We start from the raw sequence: 22,784 nt of genomic DNA, 5'->3' as shown, positions 1-22,784 counted from the left end.
AGCGCTGATGAATACTTGCAAAAGCTAAATAACCTGCCAAAACAGGCATAATGCGGATTTTAGAACTATATCCTGTAATTTTGCCTTATCAACTTATACTAATTATTTGTACATGAAACTGTCTAATTTAAATACACCTGTTCGGCTGATTTTGTTTTTAATGCTAACGTTTACACAAATGCTAACATCCTGTACGCCTACTACCTCCAACGACAACACCATACAGCCCGGCATGTGGCGCGTAGTGCTGCACACACAGAGCCAGGAGATTCCGTTCCTGATGGAAGCTGCCACAAAGGACGGCAAAACGGTGCTGTACCTGGTAAACGGCGAGGAGCGCATCCTGCTCGACAGCATTCAGCAGCAAAACGACTCGCTGAAAATTGGGCTCCATATTTTTGATGCCGACCTGATTGCCAAAGTGAACGGCCACCAGATGGCGGGCCGCTTTGTAAAAAATGATGCCAAAAAACCTTATTCCGTTCCGTTTACAGCTGAGCATGGCCAAACCAACCGCTTCGCTGAAAATCCGGCTGAAGCTACTTATAACTTTGATGGCAGCTGGCAGGTAGTATTTGATGAAGGCGATGGCGACACCTATGATGCCGTGGGTGTTTTCAAACAAAGCGGTAACGAGCTAACCGGTACTTTCCTGACTGAAACAGGCGATTACCGCTACTTGGCCGGCCAGGTAGAAGGCGACAAGCTGAAACTCTCTGCCTTTGATGGCAACCACGCCTTTCTGTTTACGGCCACGCCTACCAGCGACAGCACCCTGCAAGGCGAGTTTTACTCCGGCATGACGGGCCATGAAACCTGGACGGCCAAGCGCGACGCCAACGCCAGATTAGCCGATGCCGATTCGCTCACCTTCCTGAAGCCCGGCTATGATGCGCTGTCGTTCACATTCCCGAACCTGCAGGGCGAAAAAGTATCTTTATCTGACCCCAAGTATAAAGGCAAAGTGGTACTGGTGCAACTGATGGGCTCCTGGTGCCCTAACTGTATGGACGAAACCAGGTTCCTGGCGCCATACTATGACAAGAACAAAGATCGCGGCCTCGAGATCATCGGCCTTGGCTTTGAGCGCAGTCCGGAGTTTGACAAAGCTGCCGCCCGCATCCGCAAGATGCAAGACCGTTTTGACATCAATTATGATTTGCTGGTAGCCGGCGTGTCCGACAACGAAGCTGCAGCCAAAGCCCTGCCTGCCCTTAACCACGTCATGTCGTTCCCGACTACTATTTTTATTGGCCGCGATGGCAAAGTGCGCAAAATACACACCGGCTTCTCCGGTCCCGGCACCGGCAAATACTACGAGGAATGGGTAGCTGAATTTAACAAGACCATGGACGAGCTGCTGGCCGAGAAGGCGTAGTTTCGTGTTTCGTTGCGCGTGTTTCGTTTATCGGTTAAAACTAAAAGCGGCCGCTACTTTAAAGTAGCGGCCGCTTTTAGTTTTATACCTTGCAAAGACCTCGCGGTGCGCGCAGTTCCCGAGAGTGTCTGTATCCGGATTTACAGGATTGAAGTATAAAATTAAGAGATACTATAGCGAATTTGATTTTGCTATAGTATAGTTATTCTACAATCACCTAATCCTGAAATTCTAATACAGATAATAACGCCATAACTGGTGCAGACACTCGCAGGAGCTGCGCACGCTGCGAGGTCTTCCACGCGATTGCTTATTTCCGAAAAACGAAATCCTACTTCTCCCGCTCGATAGTATAGGCAATCAGCTGCTCGAGCGAAGTGCGCGACGGCGAGACAGGGAACGTGTTAAGTATGGCCAGCGCCTCGGCATGGTACTGGTTCATCGCTTTGATGGTATACGCAATGCCGCCCGACTGCTTCACAAAGTCAATGACCTGCTGCACCCGCTTGCTGTCGCCGTTGTTGTTTTTCACGTTATAGATCACGCGGCGTTTGGTGAACCAGTCGGTATTCTGGAGGGCGTGTATCAGCGGCAGCGTCATCTTTTTTTCTTTGATGTCGATGCCGACCGGTTTGCCGATCTCGGCGGTGCCGTAATCAAACAGATCATCTTTTATCTGGAAGGCAATGCCCACTTTCTCGCCAAACAGACGGGCTTTTTCCACTTCCTCTTTCGAGGCGCCCGCCGAAGCAGCGCCCACGGCGCAGCAGGAAGCAATCAGCGAAGCGGTTTTCTGGCGGATGATGTCGAAGTATACGTCTTCGGTGATGTCGAGGCGGCGGGCTTTTTCGATTTGCAGCAACTCCCCTTCGCTCATCTCGCGCACCGCGTTCGATACAATCTTGAGCAGCTCAAAATCATCGTTGTGCAGCGAAAGCAGCAGGCCCTTGGACAATAAATAATCGCCCACCAGCACGGCAATCTTGTTTTTCCAGAGCGCATTTACCGAGAAGAAACCCCGGCGGTAGTTGGCATCGTCCACCACATCGTCGTGCACCAGCGTGGCCGTGTGCAGCAGTTCTATCAGAGCGGCGCCGCGGTAAGTAGCATCGCCAATACCATCGCCGCGGAAAAGCTTGGCCATGAAAAACACAAACATGGGCCGCATCTGCTTGCCTTTGCGCTTTACGATGTAGCTCATGATCCGATCCAGCAGCAGCACCTTCGACTTCATCGAGGTCCTGAACTTCTTCTCGAACAGCTCCATCTCCTGCGCGATGGGCGCTTGTATTTCCTTTAGGCTGATGCTCATGTGTTGGGTCTACAATATTACAGCCTGCAAAAGTGGTTTCCAAACGTGTGCCGCCAAAACGGAGTATAATTGTTGGTTGCTGGTTGTTGCTTGTTAAATTGCATGAAAGTGACAAGACTGATAAAGAAAAACGATAGTTGAGTGCTGTGCCTCCGCTGGTGCGAGCTTGCAGCTCGTACCTTTTTCTGTAGATGCAAAAGTACGAGCTACAAGCTCCCACCAGCACCAGCCGGTCATAGCGCCCGGCTAAGCAAACATCAGTTACCCAACTGCTAACAATAAACTATAATGAAAGTTAACTTCGTAGTATACCCCGCACATGGCCGGCCATTTACCGCCGATGCCACTTTTGCCCAGGACGGGCAGCCCAAACCCGTTGTTATTTTCACGCACGGCTTTAAAGGCTTTAAAGACTGGGGACATTTTAATTTGCTGGCCCGCTATTTTGCCGAGCAGGGCTTTGTATTCGTTAAATTCAACTTTTCTTATAACGGCACCACCGTAGCCGATGATTCGGATGTTCATGATCTGGAAGCTTTTGGCCACAATAACTTCAGCCTGGAACTCGACGACCTGGAAGCCCTGATTGATTTGCTGCACGATGCGCAGGGGCCGCTGCAACAGCAAGAACTCAACCTGAATAATTTATACCTGATAGGCCATAGCCGGGGTGGCGGTGCCGTAATTCTGAAAGCTGCCGAAGACCCGCGCATCAAGGCCGTAGCTACCTGGGCGGGTGTAAGCGATTACGATCAGCGTTGGGCGCCGGAGGTGATGGCGCAGTGGCAGCGCGAGGGCGTGCAGTGGGTAGCAAACAGCCGTACCGGGCAGCAGATGCCGCTCTATTACCAGCTCGCAGAGAACTTTGAGCAAAACAAGAACCGTTTAAGCATACCGCAGGTGCTCACCAACATGCAGCAACCGCTGCTGATATTGCATGGCGAGCAGGACGAAACCGTGCCCCTGCAGGCAGCCCACGATCTGAAACGCCACAAGCCGGACGCCGAGCTGCACCTGCTGCCCCAGGCAAATCACTCCTTCGGAGGTAAACACCCGTTTGAGGAGAGCGAGTTGCCGGAGCCTGCCCGCCTAGCCGCTGATCTGAGTATAGATTTCTTCCGGAGACATGCCTAAGCTATACCTGCTGCTGGGCGGCAATCTCGGCGACCGCATTTTATACCTGCAGCAGGCCCGCGCAAGTATAGCCGCGCAGGTCGGGCAAATTACGCGCAGCTCCAAACTATATGAAACCGCCGCCTGGGGCAAAACCGACCAGCCTGCCTTCCTGAATCAGGTACTGGAAGTACAGACAGCGCTCACACCCGAACAGGTGCTGCAAAGTATAAACGCCATTGAGCAGGAACTGGGCCGGGTGCGGCAGGAGCACTGGGGCGCCCGCGTCATCGACATCGACATCATGTTTTACGACGACCTCGTGCTGCAAACGCAGCGCCTCACCATTCCGCATCCACAACTGCACCTCCGCCGCTTTACCCTGATGCCGCTGGCCGAAATAGCACCGGATTTGGTGCATCCGGTGTTGGGGAAAAGTATAAAGGAATTGCTGGAGGCGTGTGCGGATGTATTGGAGGTGCGGGTGTTTGAGGAGTAATGCGTTTTAGGTTCTTTTCGCTATATTGGCTTGTGGAAGAAGATAATGGATTTAATCAAAACAATATCATCCATAGTGCAGCTAGTAGGAGTAGTTCCCGTTAGCTGGTAGTTGTGCTACAATTAAAATAAAAAATGGATTTAGAAGCTTTCGAAAATAACATAAACTCACACGATTCAAGTTATCGGAAATGCTTTCGGCAACTCTTGAAACGGAAATAGAAAATCAAGCTTTGCTAAGGACTCTTTTAATGAATCAAGCGATGATGTTTGAGAAACACGACCCAAGTAAATCAGCTAGCGAGTATGAGCAGAGTTTATGGAGATAGTTAACGACTTGAAGAATGAGAAGCTTGCTTCTGTAGTCAATAGAATTTCTAAGAAGTAAACTTCTAATCAAAAACTATTTCAATGAGTCTTAAGTCTTCTCGGTTTCTAATTATTTGGCTTTTTGGAAACTTATTATTAGTGGGGAAATACTTCATTGATAAAACTGGCATACAATGCGAACCTTGTTTGCCAAACACTTTCTGCCCACCTTGTCAAACGGATTACATGGCTATATTTCCATGGATAATTGCCTTTTTCAACATAATAGTATTAAGTTTTTGTTTACTAAAAAGAAGAAAATCGTAGCACAACAACACCTAAACGTCATCTCGGCCGACGGCCTTTGCCGTCTTTTAGCCAAGCCGCTAACTACAAGCCACTTACAAACGCAATTCACCATCAGCAGAAATGGATACAACTATGACAGCACCAACAGACAGGCAAACTTTTGAAGGGGAAATCGCGACTTACTGGTTTGAGGACGGCATCCTGGTATCGCTTTCCAAGAGTACGAAACGAACGGTTGCCAGTATTAGCGGCAACGTGGCTTTGGTCAGGCAAATCACCCATAACAGGAAGGTGCCCTTGCTGATATACCTGAAAAACTCGCCTATACCGGATAAGGAGACACGCAGATTTTCAACGGAGCAATTGCCTAACATTTATACAGCCATGGCGATGGTGTCGAAACCCGGGCTTGCCCAGCTGATAATGAATATTCTTTTCAAGTTTAAGACGCCGCCCATTCCGATGAAAAATTTTGCAGATAAAGAGGCTGCAAAGGAATGGTTAAGCCAGTACCTTTAATTGGTGAGAAAGCCTTACTCAGGCCAGGTGATGCGGAATAATGTCATCCTGCGGCATCTGTTTCGGGGCAACCCTGCTTTTGCCGCGCAGCAGCAGGTATACGACCGGAAACATCAGCGCTGTAATCAACACACTGACATATTCATACTGCACGCCCTCCGTTACGTTTTGCAGTTTCCAGATGCCCTGCCCGTCGAAACCGGACATCATCCTATACAGCATATTGCCACCCCAATGTATGCCAATCGACATCCAGATGGAACCGGTTTTTAGTACGGTATAAGCCAGCGTAATGCCAAGCACAGCCGAAAACAGCAGGTTCATCAAACCGAAACTTTCATTCCAGGAATCGTCCAGGGCGTAAAGCAGGGTGGTGAGGAGCAGGTACCATTTCATCTGGTGTTCCCGTTTGCAGAAGGCCAGCCAGTAACCGCGAATCATCAGGTCGTTGATGGCGGAGGCAAAGAACATTCCTAGCAATGCCTGCGCCAGCATGGGGTAAATGTAGGCTGCATCCATCATACCGCTTACTTCAAATTTCCCCATTTTATAAAACACAAAGTTTTTGAGGGCCCAGATGCCGAAACCAATAACAAAGCCCAGTACTATGCTGGTCACCCAGCCGCGCTGCAGGCCCATACCGAAAGATTGCAACCCTCTCAGCTTAAGTACAAACCTGCCCAGCAGGAAAGCAAGTATGAAAAAGCCGATAGCGTATGCCAGCCATGGCAGCACATCCAGTTGAAACAGTTTTGGGACAAGGTTGGCGTAGAGGTTCAGCAGCACGAACCCACCTAACCAAAGTATAAGGGCAGGTAATTTTTTCATAGTCGGGCATGTAAAAAGCAGGCAAATGTAGCAAAAATTGAGAATCGCTATTGAGCAGCCTACAAAACCTGGATAAACAAACCCGGCAGGTTTTTAAAACCTGCCGGGTTTGTTTGTACTTCTTTATACCTGAAGCATGGAAATATAGCTATTCCACAGAACTTACTTCGGCGTTGCGGTCGATTTTCTTTACCAAGCCCTGCAGCACTTTGCCGGGGCCGCACTCTATAAATTGCGTGGCGCCATCGGCAATCATTTGCTGCACCGACTGTGTCCAGCGCACCGGCGCAGTTAATTGCTTTATCAGGTTCTGCTTTATCTCTGTGGGGTCGGTGTGCGGTTTGGCATCTACATTCTGGTAGATGGGGCAGATACCCTGGCTGAAGGTAGTCGATTCTATGGCTTTGGCCAGTTCTTCTTCGGCAGGCTTCATCAGCGGCGAGTGGAAGGCCCCTCCTACCGGCAAGGGCAGCGCGCGCTTGGCGCCGGCTTCTTTCATCTTCTCGCAGGCAATTTCTATCCCTTTGTTGGAGCCTGAAATAACAAGTTGGCCGGGGCAGTTGTAGTTGGCCGGCACTACTACCTCGCCATCTATAGAGGCGCATACTTCCTCCACCTTCGCATCATCCAGGCCAAGTATGGCTGCCATGGTAGAGGGATTTGCTTCGCAGGCCGCTTGCATGGCCAAGGCACGTTTGGATACCAGCCGTAAACCATCTTCAAAGCTTAATACCTTGCTGGCGACCAGCGCCGAAAACTCTCCCAATGAGTGACCCGCCACCATGTCCGGGGCAAAGTCTTTGGCTACGGCTGCCTGCGCCACTGAGTGCAGGAATATGGCTGGCTGGGTTACTTTGGTTTGCTTCAGTTCCTCGTCGGTGCCGCTGAACATGATGTTGGTGATGTTAAAACCCAGAATCTCGTTTGCTTTATCGAACAGTTTTTTTGCTTCGTCGTGCTGCTCATACAGGTCCTTGCCCATACCTACAAACTGAGATCCCTGGCCCGGGAAAATGTAAGCTTTTTTCATGTGTTACTCGCGTTTTGTAAATCGTTGTTCGTTTATCCTTCTTTTGAGACACAGGATTTCAGACACAGGACGCAGGACTTTCTTTGATTTAGAGGATGAGATATCCTGGCGCACTCCATAGAAGTATACTATACTTCTTATTACCTTCTTGTGTCTTGTGTCTGATGTCTTGCGTCCTGTTCACCCCATAAACCTGGCCCTTACTTCAGGGCTCGGCAGCATACAGGCTTCTTCGATGCGACCGGCAATTTTATAGCGGTTTCGGGCAATGAAGCGGTATACAAGGTTGCGGAAAGATAAAGGAATAAAACGGAAATGCGCAAACACGGACAGCGGAGAATCCAGGTGGCGGGCAATGCGCAGCGCAGCCTCTGACTCTGTATACAGCTTGCCCTGCTCATAGAAAAGCATTGAATCAGGCACCGGCTCAGGCAGTTGCTCAGGCGGCACCAAGGCTTCCAGCATACCGGATTGCAGGGCAGCAAAGTATAAATCCTGGCGCCTGTTATGCTTCAGGATAATCTGGATGCTGGCCTGGCAAAAGCCACAGGTGCCATCGTAAAATACGATGGGCCTGCCCTGCAGCTGTTCCATATCATGTGTTTCCATTAGTGTAATATCTGTACCCAGCCTTTATACTTAGCCTGTGCTTTGGACGGATCGATGGTATAAAACTCAACCTGCGCTTCGTAATAATAAGTACCGTCAGGTAGCTGGTCGCCGTCCTCATCCACGCCAGCCCAGTTGATGTATGGATCAGTGCCTTCATACACCGGCACGCCCCAGCGATCAAACACCTTAAACTTCAGGCTCTTTACAAAAGCGGTGCGCTCATCCGGACGGAATAAGTCGTTCAGGCCATCACCATTTGGCGTGATGATGTTCGGCAGCATAAAGAAGATACAGTTGTCTTTGCATACTTCGTTGCTGCGCGGGCTCTCGCGGCCGGCCGTATCGGTGGCGGTTACCACATAACAGCCGGCAAACGACTGCAGGCCACTATGGGTGAAGGTAGTCTCTTTGGTGGTACCTATATTGGTATAATCCGCATCGCCGGGGCCTTTGAAGTATACGGTATAGAAATCTATCTGATCGGTACATTCGCCCGTAATTTGCGGTACCCAGGTCAGTACATTCTGATAAGGTGGTTGTGTAGGGTTCCGGGCAAAAGCTTCGCAGTCGAGTTCGTTTATACTTAGCTCCGGCGCGCACACTATTTTTGGCAATGCCACACAGGCCTCCTGGCTGTTGTTTAGCAGCGGCTCCGGCAGTCCGCTTATCTCGTAACTGCCCACTGTCTGCACATAGTAGCAATAATTCTCGCCGCGCACCAATGCGTTACCGCCAAAGGTGCCACGATCAGTATAAGTGCCGCTGCCGGCCGTTGCGCTTACGCTGTCAATCAGCACGTATTTATTATCTATAAGGCGGTAGATGCGATGCATGGCCACACTGTTGTTCCAGGGCACATCGTATGTCCAGTTCAGGACAAAAGCCATCTCATCATTGGCAGCTGCTGCTACATTCAGGCGTACGCTGGAGGCCTCGGTGCTGTCGCGCAGCGAGGTGGGCTGTGCGCCCGGCCGTGGCGCCTGGTAAAATTCCAGGCGGTAGCGGTAAGCATTCTCTGCTGTGTTCAGGTTGCGGTCTACAAACGTCGTATCGGCCATGTTGCGCCTTGTAGCAACCAGCTGGAAACCCGTACCGGATTCCTGTCCTACTTTGCGGTACAGGCGGTACTCCAGCGGCGGTGTCAGTTTGTCTACATTGCCGGGCTGTGTCCATTTCACCGTAATCTGGCCAGCTGTTACATCGGTTTTGTCAACGGTTACATTGGTCAGGTACGGGATATCGCGATCCAGCTCCACACAAGCTTCATTCGAGGCCAGGCTGGCCCCGCGCCCCGGCGACGGAAACTCCGCATAAATAATATAGCAGTAGTCGACGCCCGCTGTCAGGCCGGCACCATCGTTATCATCAAAGAAAGTAGTTTTGTCCGGGGTAACTTCGCCAATCAGCACGTAACCGGTGCTGGCGGGCACACCTGTTTCGCATACATCCGGCACAAAACCCGAAGGTCCTTCGCGGCGGTAAATGCGAATTACCGATGCATTCTGGCAGGTATAAGGGTCCCACGTCAGCGTTACATTGCGGTCGGCGCCGGTGGCAGCCAGGTTTTGCGGTGGCGGCCCCACTACTTTTATATTCCATGCCTGCAAATCCGCCAGGTGTGTTTCTGTCTGTGGCCTGACATCCTGGGCCCTGAATACCACCTGGTATGGCCGCTCCCGCACATCCTCGCAGGAAGTAGCCCAGGCCAGCGTACCGGTAGTTATACCTTTTACCCTGCGCGTAATATCAAAAGTTGCCGGCGGTACAATGCCGCCACCAGCCACGGTCAAATCTATAAAGTCGCCATCCTGATCTGTAGCGACTACGGTGCCCGTTAGTGTGGTACCAGCCACAATACAGGTATCTTTAGGTGTAAGCTTCGGCGCGTGGTTCTCGGTTTCCTTTACAATAATCTGCATGTCGCGCACCACTTCTCCCAGCTTCACAGCCCCGTTTTCTGATACACGCCATTCTTCCACCACAAAAGCCACGTTGTACTCTCCCTGCCTGCACGGCGCATTCCATTCCAGCTGGCCGGTGTTTATATCAAGCGTGAGATAGGCCGCCGCGCTGCCATCCTCTGTCTGGCAGTTAAAAGTACGGCTGGGCAGGGTATAGCCCGGCACATCCGCTACCTGGCCTGTAGCGGCATCTATTTGCTGCGGCACACGCAGTTTAAAAGCAAGGCTGTCGCCGTCCCGGTCATAAGCGCCGGGGTTGTGCACAAATACACGTCCCACCGCAGCTAAATCAATCGGCGCCACCGTCAGCACCGGCGTACTGTTAAATCCGCGCAGGGCGTTGATGTTGATGGTAGTGGATATCAGGAAAGAAACCTGATCAGAAGGCGGGGCGATGTTCTGGATATCTCCATTGCGGTTCACGCCGTTCCAGGAAACAGTATAGGTTCCGTCAGCGCCATACGTATACTCCCATTTGTAAATATTTTTATCTGTCTGGTTGCCTATCGGGATGCCGTCAGCGCCCGTGGTACGTGGTATTCCTTTGATAATGGTACCATCCCCCATAGCCACGTCTACCGTCTGGTGGTCGGCGCTGGCCCCGGTGTTCATGTAAATCACCATCGTGAAGAAGAAACGGCGCGGGTTGGGGTTAGGAGTCGTGTCCCGCAGCGCCGTAATATCTCCTGCTCTGATGTGCGTGGCCTGTGCTTCTGTAAGGCCACCCAGCAACAAGATCAACACCCACAACAAACTGCCATGCAGCAGATACCTCATGCGTAAACTGTTTGGCATACAATCAGGTTTAAGGAATAGAATAAATGGAAGTATAAAGTAAACTGTTTTTTTTTGATTTTAGTATCAACAAACAGAGATATTGCGGGTTGTATGAACAGGTTTTCTGTCGTACGGAATACAATTTAGATTGATTCAAAATATGATTCCAAAATTGCTTTATAGAAGGGCCGCATGTACCTTTGAGAATTAAAAAAGCATCATTCCTTAACCTTTAAAAAATACAGATGAATTGGTTTACTAAGACGTTTTCCAGTACAGTAGGCAGAAAGATCGTGATGTCTGTCACGGGCCTATTTCTGTGCTCGTTTCTGGTTGTGCACCTGCTGGGCAACCTGCAGCTCTTCAGGAACGATGGCGGAGAAGCATTCAACCTCTATTCTGATTTTATGGCGCATAATGGCCTTATCCGCACCATGGAATGGGTGCTGCTGGCCGGTTTCGCCTTTCATATCTACGATGCGCTGGTGCTCACCCGCCGCAACCAGGCTGCCAGGCCTATTCCTTACCAGAACAATCATCCGGAAGAAAACAGCTCCTGGGCCTCGCGCAACATGGGCCTGCTGGGCACGGTTATTTTAGTATTCCTGATTATTCACCTCTACAACTTCCTGATTCCTGCCCGCTTTGATGGCCTCGACCCGGTGAACATCGATGATGTGGAGTATGAAAACCTGTATGCAGAGGTGGTGTATGCCTTTAAGCAATGGTGGTACGTGCTGATATACGTGCTGGGTATGATTGCACTGGCCTATCACCTGATACATGGCTTCCAGAGCGCCTTCCAGACACTGGGGCTCAACCACAAGAAATACACGCCTTTTATCCAGATGTTTGGCTACGCCTTCTCAGTTATCGTTTGCCTGGCGTTTGCAGCCATCCCGCTGTATTTCTTCTTTTTTGTGTAAATAATAACTTTTAATAGTTGCTATGGTATTAGATTCAAAAGTTCCGGAAGGCCCTTTAGCGGAGAAATGGGATAAGCATAAATTTGATATAAAGCTGGTAAACCCGGCCAACAAGCGTAAGTATGAAATTATAGTAGTAGGTACGGGACTGGCCGGCGCCTCTGCGGCAGCTACCCTGGCAGAACTGGGCTATAACGTAAAGTCCTTCTGCTTCCAGGATTCTCCGCGCCGCGCGCACTCTATTGCGGCACAGGGCGGTATAAATGCAGCCAAAAATTACCAGAACGACGGCGACTCCGTTTACCGCCTGTTTTATGATACCATCAAAGGCGGCGACTACCGCTCCCGCGAGGCCAACACGTATCGCCTGGCGCAGGTATCTGTTAACATCATCGACCAGTGCGTGGCACAAGGAGTTCCGTTTGCCCGTGAGTATGGCGGCTTGCTGGCCAACCGCTCTTTTGGCGGGGCGCAGGTATCGCGTACTTTTTATGCCCGCGGCCAGACCGGCCAGCAGTTGTTGCTGGGTGCTTACTCGGCCCTCAACCGCCAGATTGCTTACGGCAAAATCAAGATGTTCCCGCGCACTGAAATGCTCGACCTGGTTATCGTAGACGGCCAGGCACGCGGCATTGTGGTGCGCAACCTGATTACGGGTGCGGTGGAGTCGCACAGCGCACATGCTGTAATTCTGGCTACCGGCGGATACGGAAACGTATTCTTTCTCTCGACCAATGCGATGGGCTCCAACGCCACAGCAGCCTGGCGGGCGTATAAGAAAGGAGCTTTCTTTGCCAACCCCTGCTATACCCAGATTCACCCGACCTGCATCCCGGTTTCCGGCGAGTACCAGTCCAAACTGACGCTGATGTCGGAATCACTGCGAAATGATGGCCGTGTGTGGGTGCCTAAAACAGTGGAAACAGCCCAGCGCCTGCGTAAGGGAGAGATAAAGGTGAGCGACATTGCCGAGGCTGACCGCGATTATTACCTGGAGCGCAAGTATCCGGCTTTCGGCAACTTGGTACCGCGCGATGTGGCTTCCCGCAACGCCAAACAGGTATGCGACGAGGGCCGCGGCGTAGGCGCTACCGGCCTGGCCGTGTTCCTGGATTTTGCAGATGCTATCAAGCGTGATGGCCTGAACGCCATCAGTCAGAAGTATGGCAACCTCTTTGAGATGTATGAGAAGATCACGGACGAAAATCCATACGAAAGACCGATGCGCATTTATCCGGCCGTGCACTATACCATGGGCGGCCTCTGGGTAGATTACAACCTGATGACCAACGTGCCCGGCCTGTATGCCGCCGGCGAGTGCAACTTCTCCGACCATGGTGCCAACCGCCTGGGTGCTTCGGCCCTGATGCAGGGTCTGGCAGATGGTTACTTCGTAATTCCTTATACAATTGGTGATTACTTGGCCCGCATGCCTGCGACGAAAGTAAGTACCGATCATCCTGCTTTTAAAGAGGCCGAACAGGCAGTTGCCGCTAAAAACAGCCAGCTGCTTTCTATCAATGGCACCCGTACTGTAGATGATTTTCATAAGGAGCTGGGCCACATTATGTGGAACTACTGCGGCATGGCCCGCAATGCGGAAGGCCTGACACTGGCCCGAAAGGAAATACGCCGGCTGCGTGATGAATTCTGGCGCGACGTAAGGGTTACGGGCGTAAACGAAGAGCTGAACCAGACCCTTGAAAAAGCAAACCGCGTGGCCGACTTCCTGGAGTTAGGCGAACTGATGGTAGAAGATGCCCTGCACAGAGAAGAATCCTGCGGCGGTCACTTCCGCGAAGAGCACCAGACACCTGAAAACGAAGCCCTGCGCGACGATGAGCATTTTGCTTATGTAGCAGCCTGGGAGTTTACGGGTGTAAATAATGAGCCGGTGCTGCACAAGGAAGAACTTAAGTTCGAAAACATGAAGCTCACGCAGCGTAGTTATAAATAATAATTTACGAATTAAGAATTACGAATTAGAAGTAAGCTCATCGGCAAGTATAACTTCCCCGATTTTGCTAATTCATAATTTATAGTTCTTGATTCGTAACTCTTAATTCGTAATTCTTAATTGAAAAAATAAGATGGCTGGAAGTAATCCAAATGCTAAACCGATGGATTTAACGCTGAAGGTTTGGCGCCAAAAAGATAGAAATTCAGCAGGCCAGATGGTTACCTATCCGATAAAAGGTATTTCCCCGGACATGTCGTTCCTGGAGATGCTGGATGTGCTGAACGAGGACCTGTTACTGAGAGGCGAGGAACCAATTGCCTTCGACCACGACTGCCGCGAAGGTATCTGCGGTATGTGCAGCCTGTTTATCAACGGCCGCGCACATGGCCCGGAGCGTGGCACCACCACCTGCCAGCTGCACATGCGCCACTTTGCTGACGGCGATACCATCACCATTGAGCCCTGGCGTGCTGCGGCTTTCCCGGTGCATAAAGACCTGATAGTAGACCGCTCGGCCTTCGACCGCATTCAGCAGGCGGGCGGGTATATATCCGTAAACACAGGCGGTGTGCCCGATGCCAACGAGATTCCTATTGCTAAGTCCGTTGCTGATAAAGCATTTGATGCCGCCACCTGTATACAATGCGGTGCCTGTGTGGCAGCTTGCAAGAACGGCTCGGCTATATTGTTCGTTTCGGCCAAAGTATCGCAGCTGGCACTATTGCCACAAGGCCAGACGGAGCGCTATACGCGCGTAGAAAACATGGTGGCCCAGATGGATATTGAAGGGTTCGGCTCCTGCACCAACATTGGCTCCTGCGCCGCTGAGTGCCCTGTAGGTATTTCGCTGGAAAATATTGCCATGCTGCGCAGAGAGTTTATTGCAGCCAAAGCAGCCTCCGAAAACCTGCCGTAGTTATCAATCATTAGTAAGTATAAAACAAAAAAGGCGAGGCATAACTGTGCTCGCCTCTTTTGTTTTATACTTAGCTTCCGTACTCACCTTAAAACTTATCAGTTATAAATACCTGCCGCACCTTTCTGCAAGCCCAAACTTTATGACAGACTTATGAAATGCGCAAAACTATCTTTTTTATGTGATTGCCGTTTGTTTATACTTTACAGCTATACTCCGGGGTGTGCTTATCTTCTCCATAGCTGAACGCAGCAGATTATCAGGCCCAAAGCTCCTACAGAGCCTCGTAGTCAGGCGGACACGGCCGGAATATGTGGGCCGGAGCATATATGCAGGTAAACGCTGTAGAAAACAACTTTACTGTTATCAGGTTACATATCAAACCCACCAACAAGTATAAAGTATGATTACCATTATAGCGGGTACCAACAGGCCTGCATCCAAGTCCAGAGCCGTGGCTGAATTGTATGCCCGGATGCTTTCCGACAGAGGTATAGAGAACCGCATCATGGATCTGGCGGACTTGCCGCCCGATTTCACGACAACCGCGCTCTACGATAATACAGGGAAAAATGAAGCATTCAACAGGCTGAGCGGCATGATCACAACCTCAGATAAATTTGTGTTTGTGGTGCCCGAGTACAACAGCTCCTTTCCTGGCGTGCTAAAGGCGTTTATTGACGGGCTGGATTATCCGTATAGTTTTCAAGGCAAGAAAGCGGCGTTGGTGGGCTTATCATCCGGTATGCAGGGCAGCGGTTTAGCCCTGAGCCACCTCACCGACATCCTGAATTACCTGGGCATGCACGTGATGGCGATGAAGCTGAAATTAGCGCATATCAAGAAAAACTTCGATGGCAAGATAATCACCAACCAGCTTTACCAGGAGCTGATAGAGCAACAGATAGAACAGCTGATTCACTTCTAATGACAACGCATCTCTACAAGTATAAAAACGAAGAAGCCTGCTAAGTATAGCAGGCTTCTTCGTTTTTATACTTTGCTTAGAAGTATGATTTAGTCAACGTTATCGTGCAGGAAACGGTTGTCGCCCAGAATCTCGTTGTCATCGTTCAGGTTAAAGCGTGAGATGTTGCGCTCTGATGAGTGTGCTACCCTGTCCAGGGCTACGTTGCGGCGCAGGTAAGCAGGCGTATCCAGCTTCTCTTTCAGGGCCTCAGATGTAACTTCAGAGCTTAACATGCGCAGGCGCTCACGGCGCTCTTCGGCACGGCGCTGCATCAGCTCGCGTTCTTCGGCCAGGCGCGTCGCCTCACGGGCGGCTTTGTCTTCCTCGCGGGCAGTATAATTATCATGCTGCACATTGCCATCCAGTTCAAACACCACACGTTGCGGCTGCTCTACCGGGCGGCGGGCAGGCTCGTGTGCCGGCACGGAAGGTGGTGGCGTAGCAGCAGGCGGTGTTGCCATCGGAACCACTGCCGGACGGGCCACAAAAGCAGCGGGCTCAGCTACTTCTGGTTTTACCGGCTCAGCTGCCTCAATTTTTTTTTGGCTATCCAGGTCAAACACCGTTTTCTTTGGCTCCATGATGTCCTCAGCGCTACTGGCAAAACCTGTGGCGATAACAGTAACACGGATGCTCTGGCCCAAAGAGGAATCTATGCCATGGCCGAAGATAACTTCTGCTTCCTGCCCGGCTTTGTCCTGGATATACTCAGTGATTTCAGTCAGTTCATCCATTTCCAGTTCTGCCTGCTCACCAGACATAATAGAAAGCAGGATTTTCTGGGCGCCGTGGATATCAGTGTTGTTGAGCAAAGGAGATGAAAGCGCTTCCTCTGCAGCACGCAGGGCACGGCCTTCGCCTTCTGTCGTTGCAGAACCCATCACTGCAGCGCCAGAGTCTTTCATAACCGTTTTCACGTCTTCAAAGTCCACGTTCACTTCTGCCGTAACCGTGATGATCTCTGCAATAGATTTAGCAGCTGTGGTCAACACATTATCCGCCTTGGCAAAAGCCTCGCGGATGGTCAGGTTACCGAACATCTCGCGCAGCTTGTCGTTGAGGATCACCAGGATAGTATCACAGTTCTCGCTCAGCTCCTTTACGCCGTTTTCGGCAGCAGTTTTTTTCTTTTTCCCCTCAAAGGCAAAAGGCGCCGTTACGATACCCACTGTGAGGATGCCAAGCTCTTTGGCAACTTTAGCGATAACGGGGGCTGCCCCCGTACCGGTACCACCGCCCATACCTGCTGTGATAAATACCATCTTGGTATCGGCACTCAGCATCTCCCGGATTTCTTCCTTGCTCTCCAGGGCGGCCTGCTTTCCTTTTTCGGGATTGGCACCCGCCCCCAGACCTTCTGTCAGGTTCTGGCCGATAGCTAGTTTTGTCGGGACGCTGCTGCTCTTAAGGGCCTGGGCATCAGTATTACAAATGATAAACTCAACATCTTTGATGCCTTGGCTATACATGTGATTCACCGCGTTGCTTCCGCCGCCCCCGACGCCAATCACCTTAATGATGGACTTACTGCTGGATGGTAAGTCAAAAGTGTACATTGAAGTCATACTAATCTCTCCTGCTCTTAATGGGTTAATAACTTTGTTTATTGTCTATATCGTCTGATAAAAAGCCCTTGAGCTTTTGTAGCAGACCGCCGCCAGCACCGGCAGCGTTGCCGCTGCTGTGGTTGGCTTTCGGTTGAATCGGCTTATTATTGTATTCATCCTGCGCCGGCACATCCACGTAATGCTCCACACGCTGGTCTATCGGCTGGTAGCCGGCCAGCACCAATCCTACGCTGGTTGCATACATCGGGCTCTTCACGGCTTCTACCTTCGATTTGCCCAGGTGCTCGTTCGGGTAACCAATACGCGTGTCCATACCGGTGATGTACTCTACCAGCTGCACCAGGTTCTGCATCTGTGCGCCGCCGCCCGTAATCACGATACCGGCGGCTAAGGTGTTGGCAAAACCCGAACGCACAATTTCGGCATACACCAGCTCAATAATCTCCTCCATCCTTGCCTCAATAATAAAGGCCAGGTTTTTTAGCGATATTTCCTTTGGCGTGCGGTCACGCAAACCGGGTATCGAGACAATCTCGTTTTCCGAGGCTTCATCTGCAATGGCTTTGCCAAATTTCACTTTCAGCTGCTCTGCCTGGTTTTGCATCACCATGCAGCCCTGCTTAATGTCGGAGGTGATAATACTGCCCCCAAAAGGTAGAACTGCCGTATGGCGGATAATATTGTCTTTGAAGATAGCCAGATCGGTAGTGCCGCCGCCAATATCCACCAAAGCAACGCCCGCTTCCTTCTCCTCATCGCTCAGCACCGACATGCAGGAAGCCAGTGGTTCGAGGATCAGGTTATCAATTTCCAGCCCGGCACGGGTGACGCATTTGTTGATGTTGTTGATGGCGTTGGACTGTGCTGTAATGATGTGGAAATTACCTTCCAGTCGCACCCCCGACATTCCGACCGGGTCTACGATACCTTCCTCATAATCTACCTTATACTCCTGCGGCATCACATGAATAATTTCGCTGCCGGGAGGTGTCACCAATCGGTACATATCATTGGTAAGGCGGTTTACATCGTCTACAGTGATTTCATTGTCAGTTACCTGTCGCGTAATGCTGCCATTATGCTGCAGGCTTTTGATGTGCTGCCCTGCAATCCCTACGTTTACCACGCCAATATTTATTCCCGACTGCTCCTCTGCCTGGCGGATGGCTTTTTTAATAGCTTCTACCGTCTTATCGATGTTGCTGACAATGCCCCGCACCACACCTTCGGATATGGCTTTGCCCATGCCCAGTATTTCCAGCTTCCCAAATTCATTCTTCCGACCAACAAGCGCGCAAACTTTGGTTGTCCCGATGTCCAAGCCTACTACTATTTTGTCGTTCTGCATATTTTTATTAGGTTATTCACAAATAATCTGGTTTTCGTACTCTAAATTTACTCTTTTATACTTATCCCACCCCATAACAGGCAGCACTTTTTTATAAAAGATCATTAGCTTGGTAAACTTTTTCTCGATGTTGGTGGGCTTTCCAAACTCAATGGTCTGCTCCCCCACCTGAGGCAAAAAGGATACTTTGCCCTTGGCATCAATATGCATCTGGGCTAACTGTGCTTTCCAAAACTGATCGTTCTCGATGAACTGCAGCAGAGAAAGATAAGACTGGCCGACGGAATCCTGGAAGAAACCTTTGTCAGAAGATTTCAGCAGCGCCGACTTTGTTATCGGGATTACACGAGCGGTGTATCTGTCAGAGAGCGGAAGAATATTTCCCGCAGCATCAATGTATACATCCTGATCTGATCGTATAATTCTGGCGATAGGCCTTGTCTGTTTTACACTTACATGGATATTTCCATCAAGCTCCCGGTATACCTCGGCATCCTTTACAAATTTATGCGCTTCGAGGCGTTTTTCAAGGTTTTTCAGATCTATATTTTGGTTTGGCAGCCCTTCTAAATTCCGGTCGCCCTCCCGGGTCAGCAGGTCCCGTACTTCCTTATCCCCAATAAAGTAATTGTTGTATTCATTATCAATATTTATCGTCACTTTTTCACAGATCTTTTCCTGCTGCCTGGAAGAAGCAAATCCTGCCAAAGCGCCGATTGTAACCAAGCTGCAACCTGCAAAAATTAGAGATTTTATTTTACCGTTCAAGCTCATATCAGGATTTTTCTAAAAAATTTCTAATCGGCTTTACCAGCGTATCAATATCGCCGGCGCCAATCGTAGCCAGCACATCAAAATCGCCGTTTTTAAACAAATTCCCAAGGATTTCCTCTTTGGGCAGCAACTCCTTTACCGGGCAGTTTACCTGGTTCAGGATAAGCGCCGAAGTAACGCCCGGCAGCGGCTTTTCCCGCGCCGGATAAATGTCCAGCAGCACCACCTCATCGGCCTTGTCCAGGCTTTCGGCAAATTCGGCAGCAAAGTCGCGGGTGCGGCTGAACAGGTGCGGCTGAAACAGCACCTTAATCCGCTTGCCCGGATACAAAGCGCGCAAAGACGTCATAAAAGCATCTATTTCTTTCGGGTGATGTGCATAGTCGTCGATGTATACTTTGCCCTTCCCTTCATATACAAACTCAAAGCGGCGCTTTACCCCCGCAAAGGACGCGACACCGGCACTTATACTTGTTGCCGGCACCTTTAGCACCTGCGCGGCAAGTATGGCAGCCAGCGTATTTTCCACGTTATGGAAACCAAGTACCCCCAGGCGCAGCCCAGTAATGTCTCCCAACGGACTCACCGCATCAAACGCAAACCAGCGCCCATGTATGTGCAGTTGCTGCACATGCGCCTGGCCCTGCTGCAGGCCATACCTGATAACGTATACTCCTGCCTGTACCTTATCGGCCAGGCGTGGATCTGTATCTGCCTGCAACAGCAGGTAACCACCCGGCTTGATTTGGCTGATAAATTGCTGATAAGTGCGTAGCATCTCTTCCTGATTGCCATAAATATCCAGATGGTCCGGGTCTGCGGATGTTACGATGGCAATATCCGGAAAGAGCGTCAGGAAAGAGCGGTCATACTCATCCGCTTCCACTACAATTACCTCATGTTCGGTTTCGCCTTTACCAATCAGCAGGTTGGAATTCAGGTTGGCAGCGATACCTCCTAAAAAAGCAGAACAATCTACCCCCGCCTGGTGCAGCAGGTGCGTCACGATGGAAGAGGTTGTGGTTTTGCCATGTGTGCCGGCCACAGCCACGGTATAAGCCGCAGCGGTGATAATGCCCAATACTTCCGAACGCTTCTTTATCGTATAGCCCTGTGCTTTCAGGTAAGCCCACTCCTCGTGATCGGCTGGGATGGCTGGCGTGAGCACCACCAAAGTCTGCTCTTTATGCTGCAGCACCTGTTCCGGAAGTTGTGCCAGGTTGTCTTCATAGTGCACCATAATCCCTTCCTGTTCCAGTGCTTCGGTCAGCGCAGTACGGGTCTTGTCGTAACCCCATACCGGAAAACCTTTCGCCCTGAACCAGCGGGCAATGGCACTCATACCAATGCCGCCGATGCCGAGGAAGTAGATATATGTATAGTCCTCCAGTTTCACCTGATTATCTTTAGTAGCTCGTTCACAATATCGGCGGCGGCATTGGGCCGCGCCATTTTCAGAATATTCCGGCTTAGGCGCTGCTGTTCCTCCGTGTTGCCGGCCAGTTGCAGCACAGCGGGCACCAGTTTTTCGGCAGCCTCAGCATCGCGCACCAGTATAGCCGCCTGCTGCTGCACCAGCGCCAGCGCATTTTTTGTCTGATGATCTTCGGCCACATTCGGTGAAGGCACCAGCACCGCAGGCTTGCCGGCCAGGCACAGCTCTGAAATAGACAAAGCACCCGCCCTGGAAATAACCACATCAGCCATGGCATAGGCCAAATCCATGCGGCTGATAAAGTCCGATACCCGGATTCCGTGCGCTTTATACTTAGCAGCGAATACTTCCGCTTCCGGCAAAAACAGCTTGCCCGTCTGCCAGACCAGGTTATAACCAGTTTGTACCAGCTGCTCCAGCCCAGCGGCTATACTTTGGTTTAATGTTCTGGCACCCAAGCTTCCGCCTATCACCAGGATTGTTTTTTTATCTCCGTTCAGGCTAAAATGCTGCAGCGCCTCTGCCCTTCTGGTATGGCTGTCCATGATGTCGGCGCGTACCGGATTGCCGGTCAGCACCAGTTTCTCAGCCGGAAAAAAAGCTTCCATGTTGGGGTAAGCCACGCAGATTTTGTCCACACGCCTGCCCAATATTTTGTTGGTAATGCCGGCATACGAATTTTGCTCCTGAATCAGGGCCGGAATTTTACGGGCAGTGGCCGCATACAGCAAGGGACCGCTGGCATAGCCGCCCACACCTACCACAGCATCCGGCTTAAACTCTTTGATGATCCGGTGCGCTGCCCGCACGCTGGAAAGCACTTTGAACGGGAACGACAGGTTGTCCAGTGTCAGGCGGCGCTGCAGCCCGCTGATCCACAGGCCCACAATCTTATAACCTGCTTCCGGCACGCGCGTCATCTCCATACGGCCTTGTGCACCCACAAACAGGATCTCCGCCGCCGGGTCCACCACCCTTAGCTGGTTGGCAATGGCCACTGCGGGGTATATGTGCCCGCCGGTGCCGCCCCCGCTGATGATCACGCGATATGGTCTCTGCGGATTAGGCATTTACAGGTTTATTGGCTTGTATTTTATTGGGTACAGTTTCTGTAGCGGCACGTGTAAACTCGGTATCAGCACGGCTCACGCTAAGTATAATCCCGAGCGAAATACCGGTGAAAATAAGCGATGTGCCTCCCATACTTAAAAGCGGCAGCGGCAAACCCGTAATCGGCCCCAGGCCCACGGCTACCCCCATATTGATCAACGCCTGCATCACAAGGCTAAAGCTTACCCCGGCGGATAGGAGCCCGCCAAAAGCCCCGTTGCTTTTACTGACCGTAACCAGGCCCCGGTATAGGAGCGCCAGGTATAAAAACAGCACCACCACGCCTCCGATCAAGCCATACTCCTCCAGAATAATGGCATAGATAAAGTCAGAATAAGGGTGCGGCAGGATGTCGCGCTGATCGCTGTTGCCGGGGCCTTTGCCCACTACCCCGCCTGTGGCGATGGCGATGTAGGACTGCTCCAGTTGAAAGGCCGTTTTAGTTGGATCCATGAAATCTTCCATCCGGCTGACAGCGGTGTCCAGGCGCTGGCCCAGTGTCAAAGCCGTACCGCCAATGATGCCGCCCGCCACAACCACGGCAGCTAAATATTTTACGGGCACCCGGCCGATAAACATCAGCAGCAGGCACGTGATGAAAAGAAGCACCGCAGTAGAGGTGTTTGTCAGCGCAATTAAAGCGCAAATAGCCACTGTCCAGCCGAAAATCGGGATCAGGGTGCGTTTAATATCATGCAGCATCTGCTGCTTTTTAGACAACATGCTGGCCAGGTATGAAATCAGGGCCAATTTGGCTAAATCTGAGGGCTGGAATGTCTGGTTGATAACCGGAATTGTAATCCAGCGCGAGGCTTCGTTGATGTTAGAACCGTAAAAGTAGGTAACGATCAGCAGCGGTGCCGACACCAGCAGTGCCAGCAGCGACAGCTTAGAATAGTAACGGTAATTGATTTTATGGGCGGCCCACATACACCCCAGGCCAAGCAGGATCAGGGATGAATGCTTGAACAGGAAATATTCTGTATTGCCCTCCATTTTTTTGTAGGCAAGTGTGCCTGTAGCAGAATAGACCACCGCCACGCTTATAAGCGAGAAGATGATCACAATACCCCACAGCATCGGATCTCCTTTTAAATTTTCCTGTAACCACTTTTTCATCATCACCTCCGG

General features: G+C 50.9%; 19 protein-coding genes. 8 read left to right on the top strand and 11 right to left on the bottom strand.

Features of this window, described 5'->3' with window-relative positions; translation table 11 throughout:
* Window positions 1-178 precede the first annotated feature (178 nt).
* Window positions 179-1,378: a peroxiredoxin family protein gene (locus I2I11_RS19175; protein WP_230680428.1), complete on the top strand. Its 1,200-nt coding sequence runs from the start codon at window positions 179-181 to the stop codon at window positions 1,376-1,378.
* A gap of 331 nt (window positions 1,379-1,709) precedes the next feature.
* On the opposite strand, the gene I2I11_RS19170 is transcribed toward I2I11_RS19175, so the two are convergent.
* Window positions 1,710-2,690 (bottom strand): polyprenyl synthetase family protein, encoded by a 981-nt coding sequence (locus tag I2I11_RS19170; RefSeq protein WP_196269360.1) that lies wholly within the window; start codon window positions 2,688-2,690, stop codon window positions 1,710-1,712.
* Between the two features lie 288 nt (window positions 2,691-2,978).
* Between I2I11_RS19170 and I2I11_RS19165 the strand changes: the two genes are divergently transcribed.
* The 3 genes from I2I11_RS19165 to I2I11_RS19155 all read left to right on the top strand — a co-directional run bounded on the left by I2I11_RS19165 (window position 2,979) and on the right by I2I11_RS19155 (window position 5,438).
* Window positions 2,979-3,824 (top strand): alpha/beta hydrolase family protein, encoded by an 846-nt coding sequence (locus tag I2I11_RS19165; RefSeq protein WP_196269359.1) that lies wholly within the window; start codon window positions 2,979-2,981, stop codon window positions 3,822-3,824.
* Window positions 3,817-4,302, top strand: a complete 486-nt coding sequence (folK, locus tag I2I11_RS19160; RefSeq protein ID WP_196269358.1) for a 2-amino-4-hydroxy-6-hydroxymethyldihydropteridine diphosphokinase — start codon at window positions 3,817-3,819, stop codon at window positions 4,300-4,302. Before I2I11_RS19165 ends, folK begins: the two co-directional genes overlap by 8 nt.
* 749 nt (window positions 4,303-5,051) lie before the next feature.
* Window positions 5,052-5,438 (top strand): DUF7793 family protein, encoded by a 387-nt coding sequence (locus I2I11_RS19155; RefSeq protein WP_196269357.1) that lies wholly within the window; start codon window positions 5,052-5,054, stop codon window positions 5,436-5,438.
* Window positions 5,439-5,456: 18 nt separating this feature from the next.
* Here I2I11_RS19155 and I2I11_RS19150 read toward each other — a convergent pair whose 3' ends face one another.
* The 4 genes from I2I11_RS19150 to I2I11_RS19135 all read right to left on the bottom strand — a co-directional run bounded on the left by I2I11_RS19150 (window position 5,457) and on the right by I2I11_RS19135 (window position 10,664).
* Complete coding sequence (locus I2I11_RS19150; RefSeq protein ID WP_196269356.1) at window positions 5,457-6,266, bottom strand: CPBP family glutamic-type intramembrane protease; 810 nt, start codon at window positions 6,264-6,266, stop codon at window positions 5,457-5,459.
* Window positions 6,267-6,414: 148 nt separating this feature from the next.
* A complete protein-coding gene (gene fabD, locus I2I11_RS19145) occupies window positions 6,415-7,296 on the bottom strand; it encodes an ACP S-malonyltransferase (RefSeq protein WP_196269355.1) in 882 nt (293 codons plus the stop codon).
* A gap of 180 nt (window positions 7,297-7,476) precedes the next feature.
* A complete protein-coding gene (locus tag I2I11_RS19140) occupies window positions 7,477-7,890 on the bottom strand; it encodes a thiol-disulfide oxidoreductase DCC family protein (RefSeq protein WP_230680426.1) in 414 nt (137 codons plus the stop codon).
* Between the two features lie 14 nt (window positions 7,891-7,904).
* Window positions 7,905-10,664 carry a T9SS type B sorting domain-containing protein gene (locus tag I2I11_RS19135; protein ID WP_230680423.1) on the bottom strand — a complete coding sequence of 920 codons (2,760 nt, stop codon included), beginning with the start codon at window positions 10,662-10,664 and terminating at the stop codon, window positions 7,905-7,907.
* 227 nt (window positions 10,665-10,891) lie between these two features.
* On the opposite strand from I2I11_RS19135, the gene I2I11_RS19130 reads away from it, so the two are divergent.
* The 4 genes from I2I11_RS19130 (at window position 10,892) to I2I11_RS19115 (ending at window position 15,376) form a co-directional block, all read left to right on the top strand.
* Complete coding sequence (locus I2I11_RS19130; protein ID WP_196269353.1) at window positions 10,892-11,572, top strand: succinate dehydrogenase cytochrome b subunit; 681 nt, start codon at window positions 10,892-10,894, stop codon at window positions 11,570-11,572.
* 22 nt (window positions 11,573-11,594) lie between these two features.
* Window positions 11,595-13,529 (top strand): fumarate reductase/succinate dehydrogenase flavoprotein subunit, encoded by a 1,935-nt coding sequence (locus tag I2I11_RS19125; RefSeq protein WP_196269352.1) that lies wholly within the window; start codon window positions 11,595-11,597, stop codon window positions 13,527-13,529.
* 163 nt (window positions 13,530-13,692) lie between these two features.
* Window positions 13,693-14,448, top strand: a complete 756-nt coding sequence (locus I2I11_RS19120; RefSeq protein ID WP_196269351.1) for a succinate dehydrogenase/fumarate reductase iron-sulfur subunit — start codon at window positions 13,693-13,695, stop codon at window positions 14,446-14,448.
* A gap of 403 nt (window positions 14,449-14,851) precedes the next feature.
* Entirely contained in the window at window positions 14,852-15,376 is a 525-nt protein-coding gene (locus I2I11_RS19115) for an NADPH-dependent FMN reductase (RefSeq protein WP_196269350.1), read from the top strand.
* Between the two features lie 89 nt (window positions 15,377-15,465).
* Here I2I11_RS19115 and ftsZ read toward each other — a convergent pair whose 3' ends face one another.
* From ftsZ to I2I11_RS19085, 6 genes are read right to left on the bottom strand one after another with little or no spacing between them, the layout of a single operon-like run.
* Window positions 15,466-16,983: a cell division protein FtsZ gene (ftsZ, locus tag I2I11_RS19110; protein WP_196269349.1), complete on the bottom strand. Its 1,518-nt coding sequence runs from the start codon at window positions 16,981-16,983 to the stop codon at window positions 15,466-15,468.
* 25 nt (window positions 16,984-17,008) lie between these two features.
* Entirely contained in the window at window positions 17,009-18,334 is a 1,326-nt protein-coding gene (ftsA, locus tag I2I11_RS19105) for a cell division protein FtsA (protein WP_196269348.1), read from the bottom strand.
* A gap of 12 nt (window positions 18,335-18,346) precedes the next feature.
* The gene (locus I2I11_RS19100) at window positions 18,347-19,108 is read right to left on the bottom strand and encodes a cell division protein FtsQ/DivIB (RefSeq protein ID WP_196269347.1); all 762 of its coding nucleotides are present in this window, start codon (window positions 19,106-19,108) and stop codon (window positions 18,347-18,349) included.
* A 1-nt stretch (window position 19,109) separates the two neighbouring features.
* Complete coding sequence (murC, locus tag I2I11_RS19095; RefSeq protein WP_196269346.1) at window positions 19,110-20,504, bottom strand: UDP-N-acetylmuramate--L-alanine ligase; 1,395 nt, start codon at window positions 20,502-20,504, stop codon at window positions 19,110-19,112.
* Window positions 20,501-21,613 (bottom strand): undecaprenyldiphospho-muramoylpentapeptide beta-N-acetylglucosaminyltransferase, encoded by a 1,113-nt coding sequence (gene murG / locus I2I11_RS19090; RefSeq protein ID WP_196269345.1) that lies wholly within the window; start codon window positions 21,611-21,613, stop codon window positions 20,501-20,503. Before murG ends, murC begins: the two co-directional genes overlap by 4 nt.
* Window positions 21,606-22,775 carry an FtsW/RodA/SpoVE family cell cycle protein gene (locus tag I2I11_RS19085; protein WP_196269344.1) on the bottom strand — a complete coding sequence of 390 codons (1,170 nt, stop codon included), beginning with the start codon at window positions 22,773-22,775 and terminating at the stop codon, window positions 21,606-21,608. The genes murG and I2I11_RS19085 overlap by 8 nt, the downstream gene beginning before the upstream one ends.
* Window positions 22,776-22,784: the final 9 nt, after the last annotated feature.

The organism is Pontibacter rufus (genome assembly GCF_015694705.1).
In the GTDB taxonomy this organism is placed as follows: domain Bacteria; phylum Bacteroidota; class Bacteroidia; order Cytophagales; family Hymenobacteraceae; genus Pontibacter; species Pontibacter rufus.
This window is presented reverse-complemented; position numbering and strand designations above follow the sequence as displayed.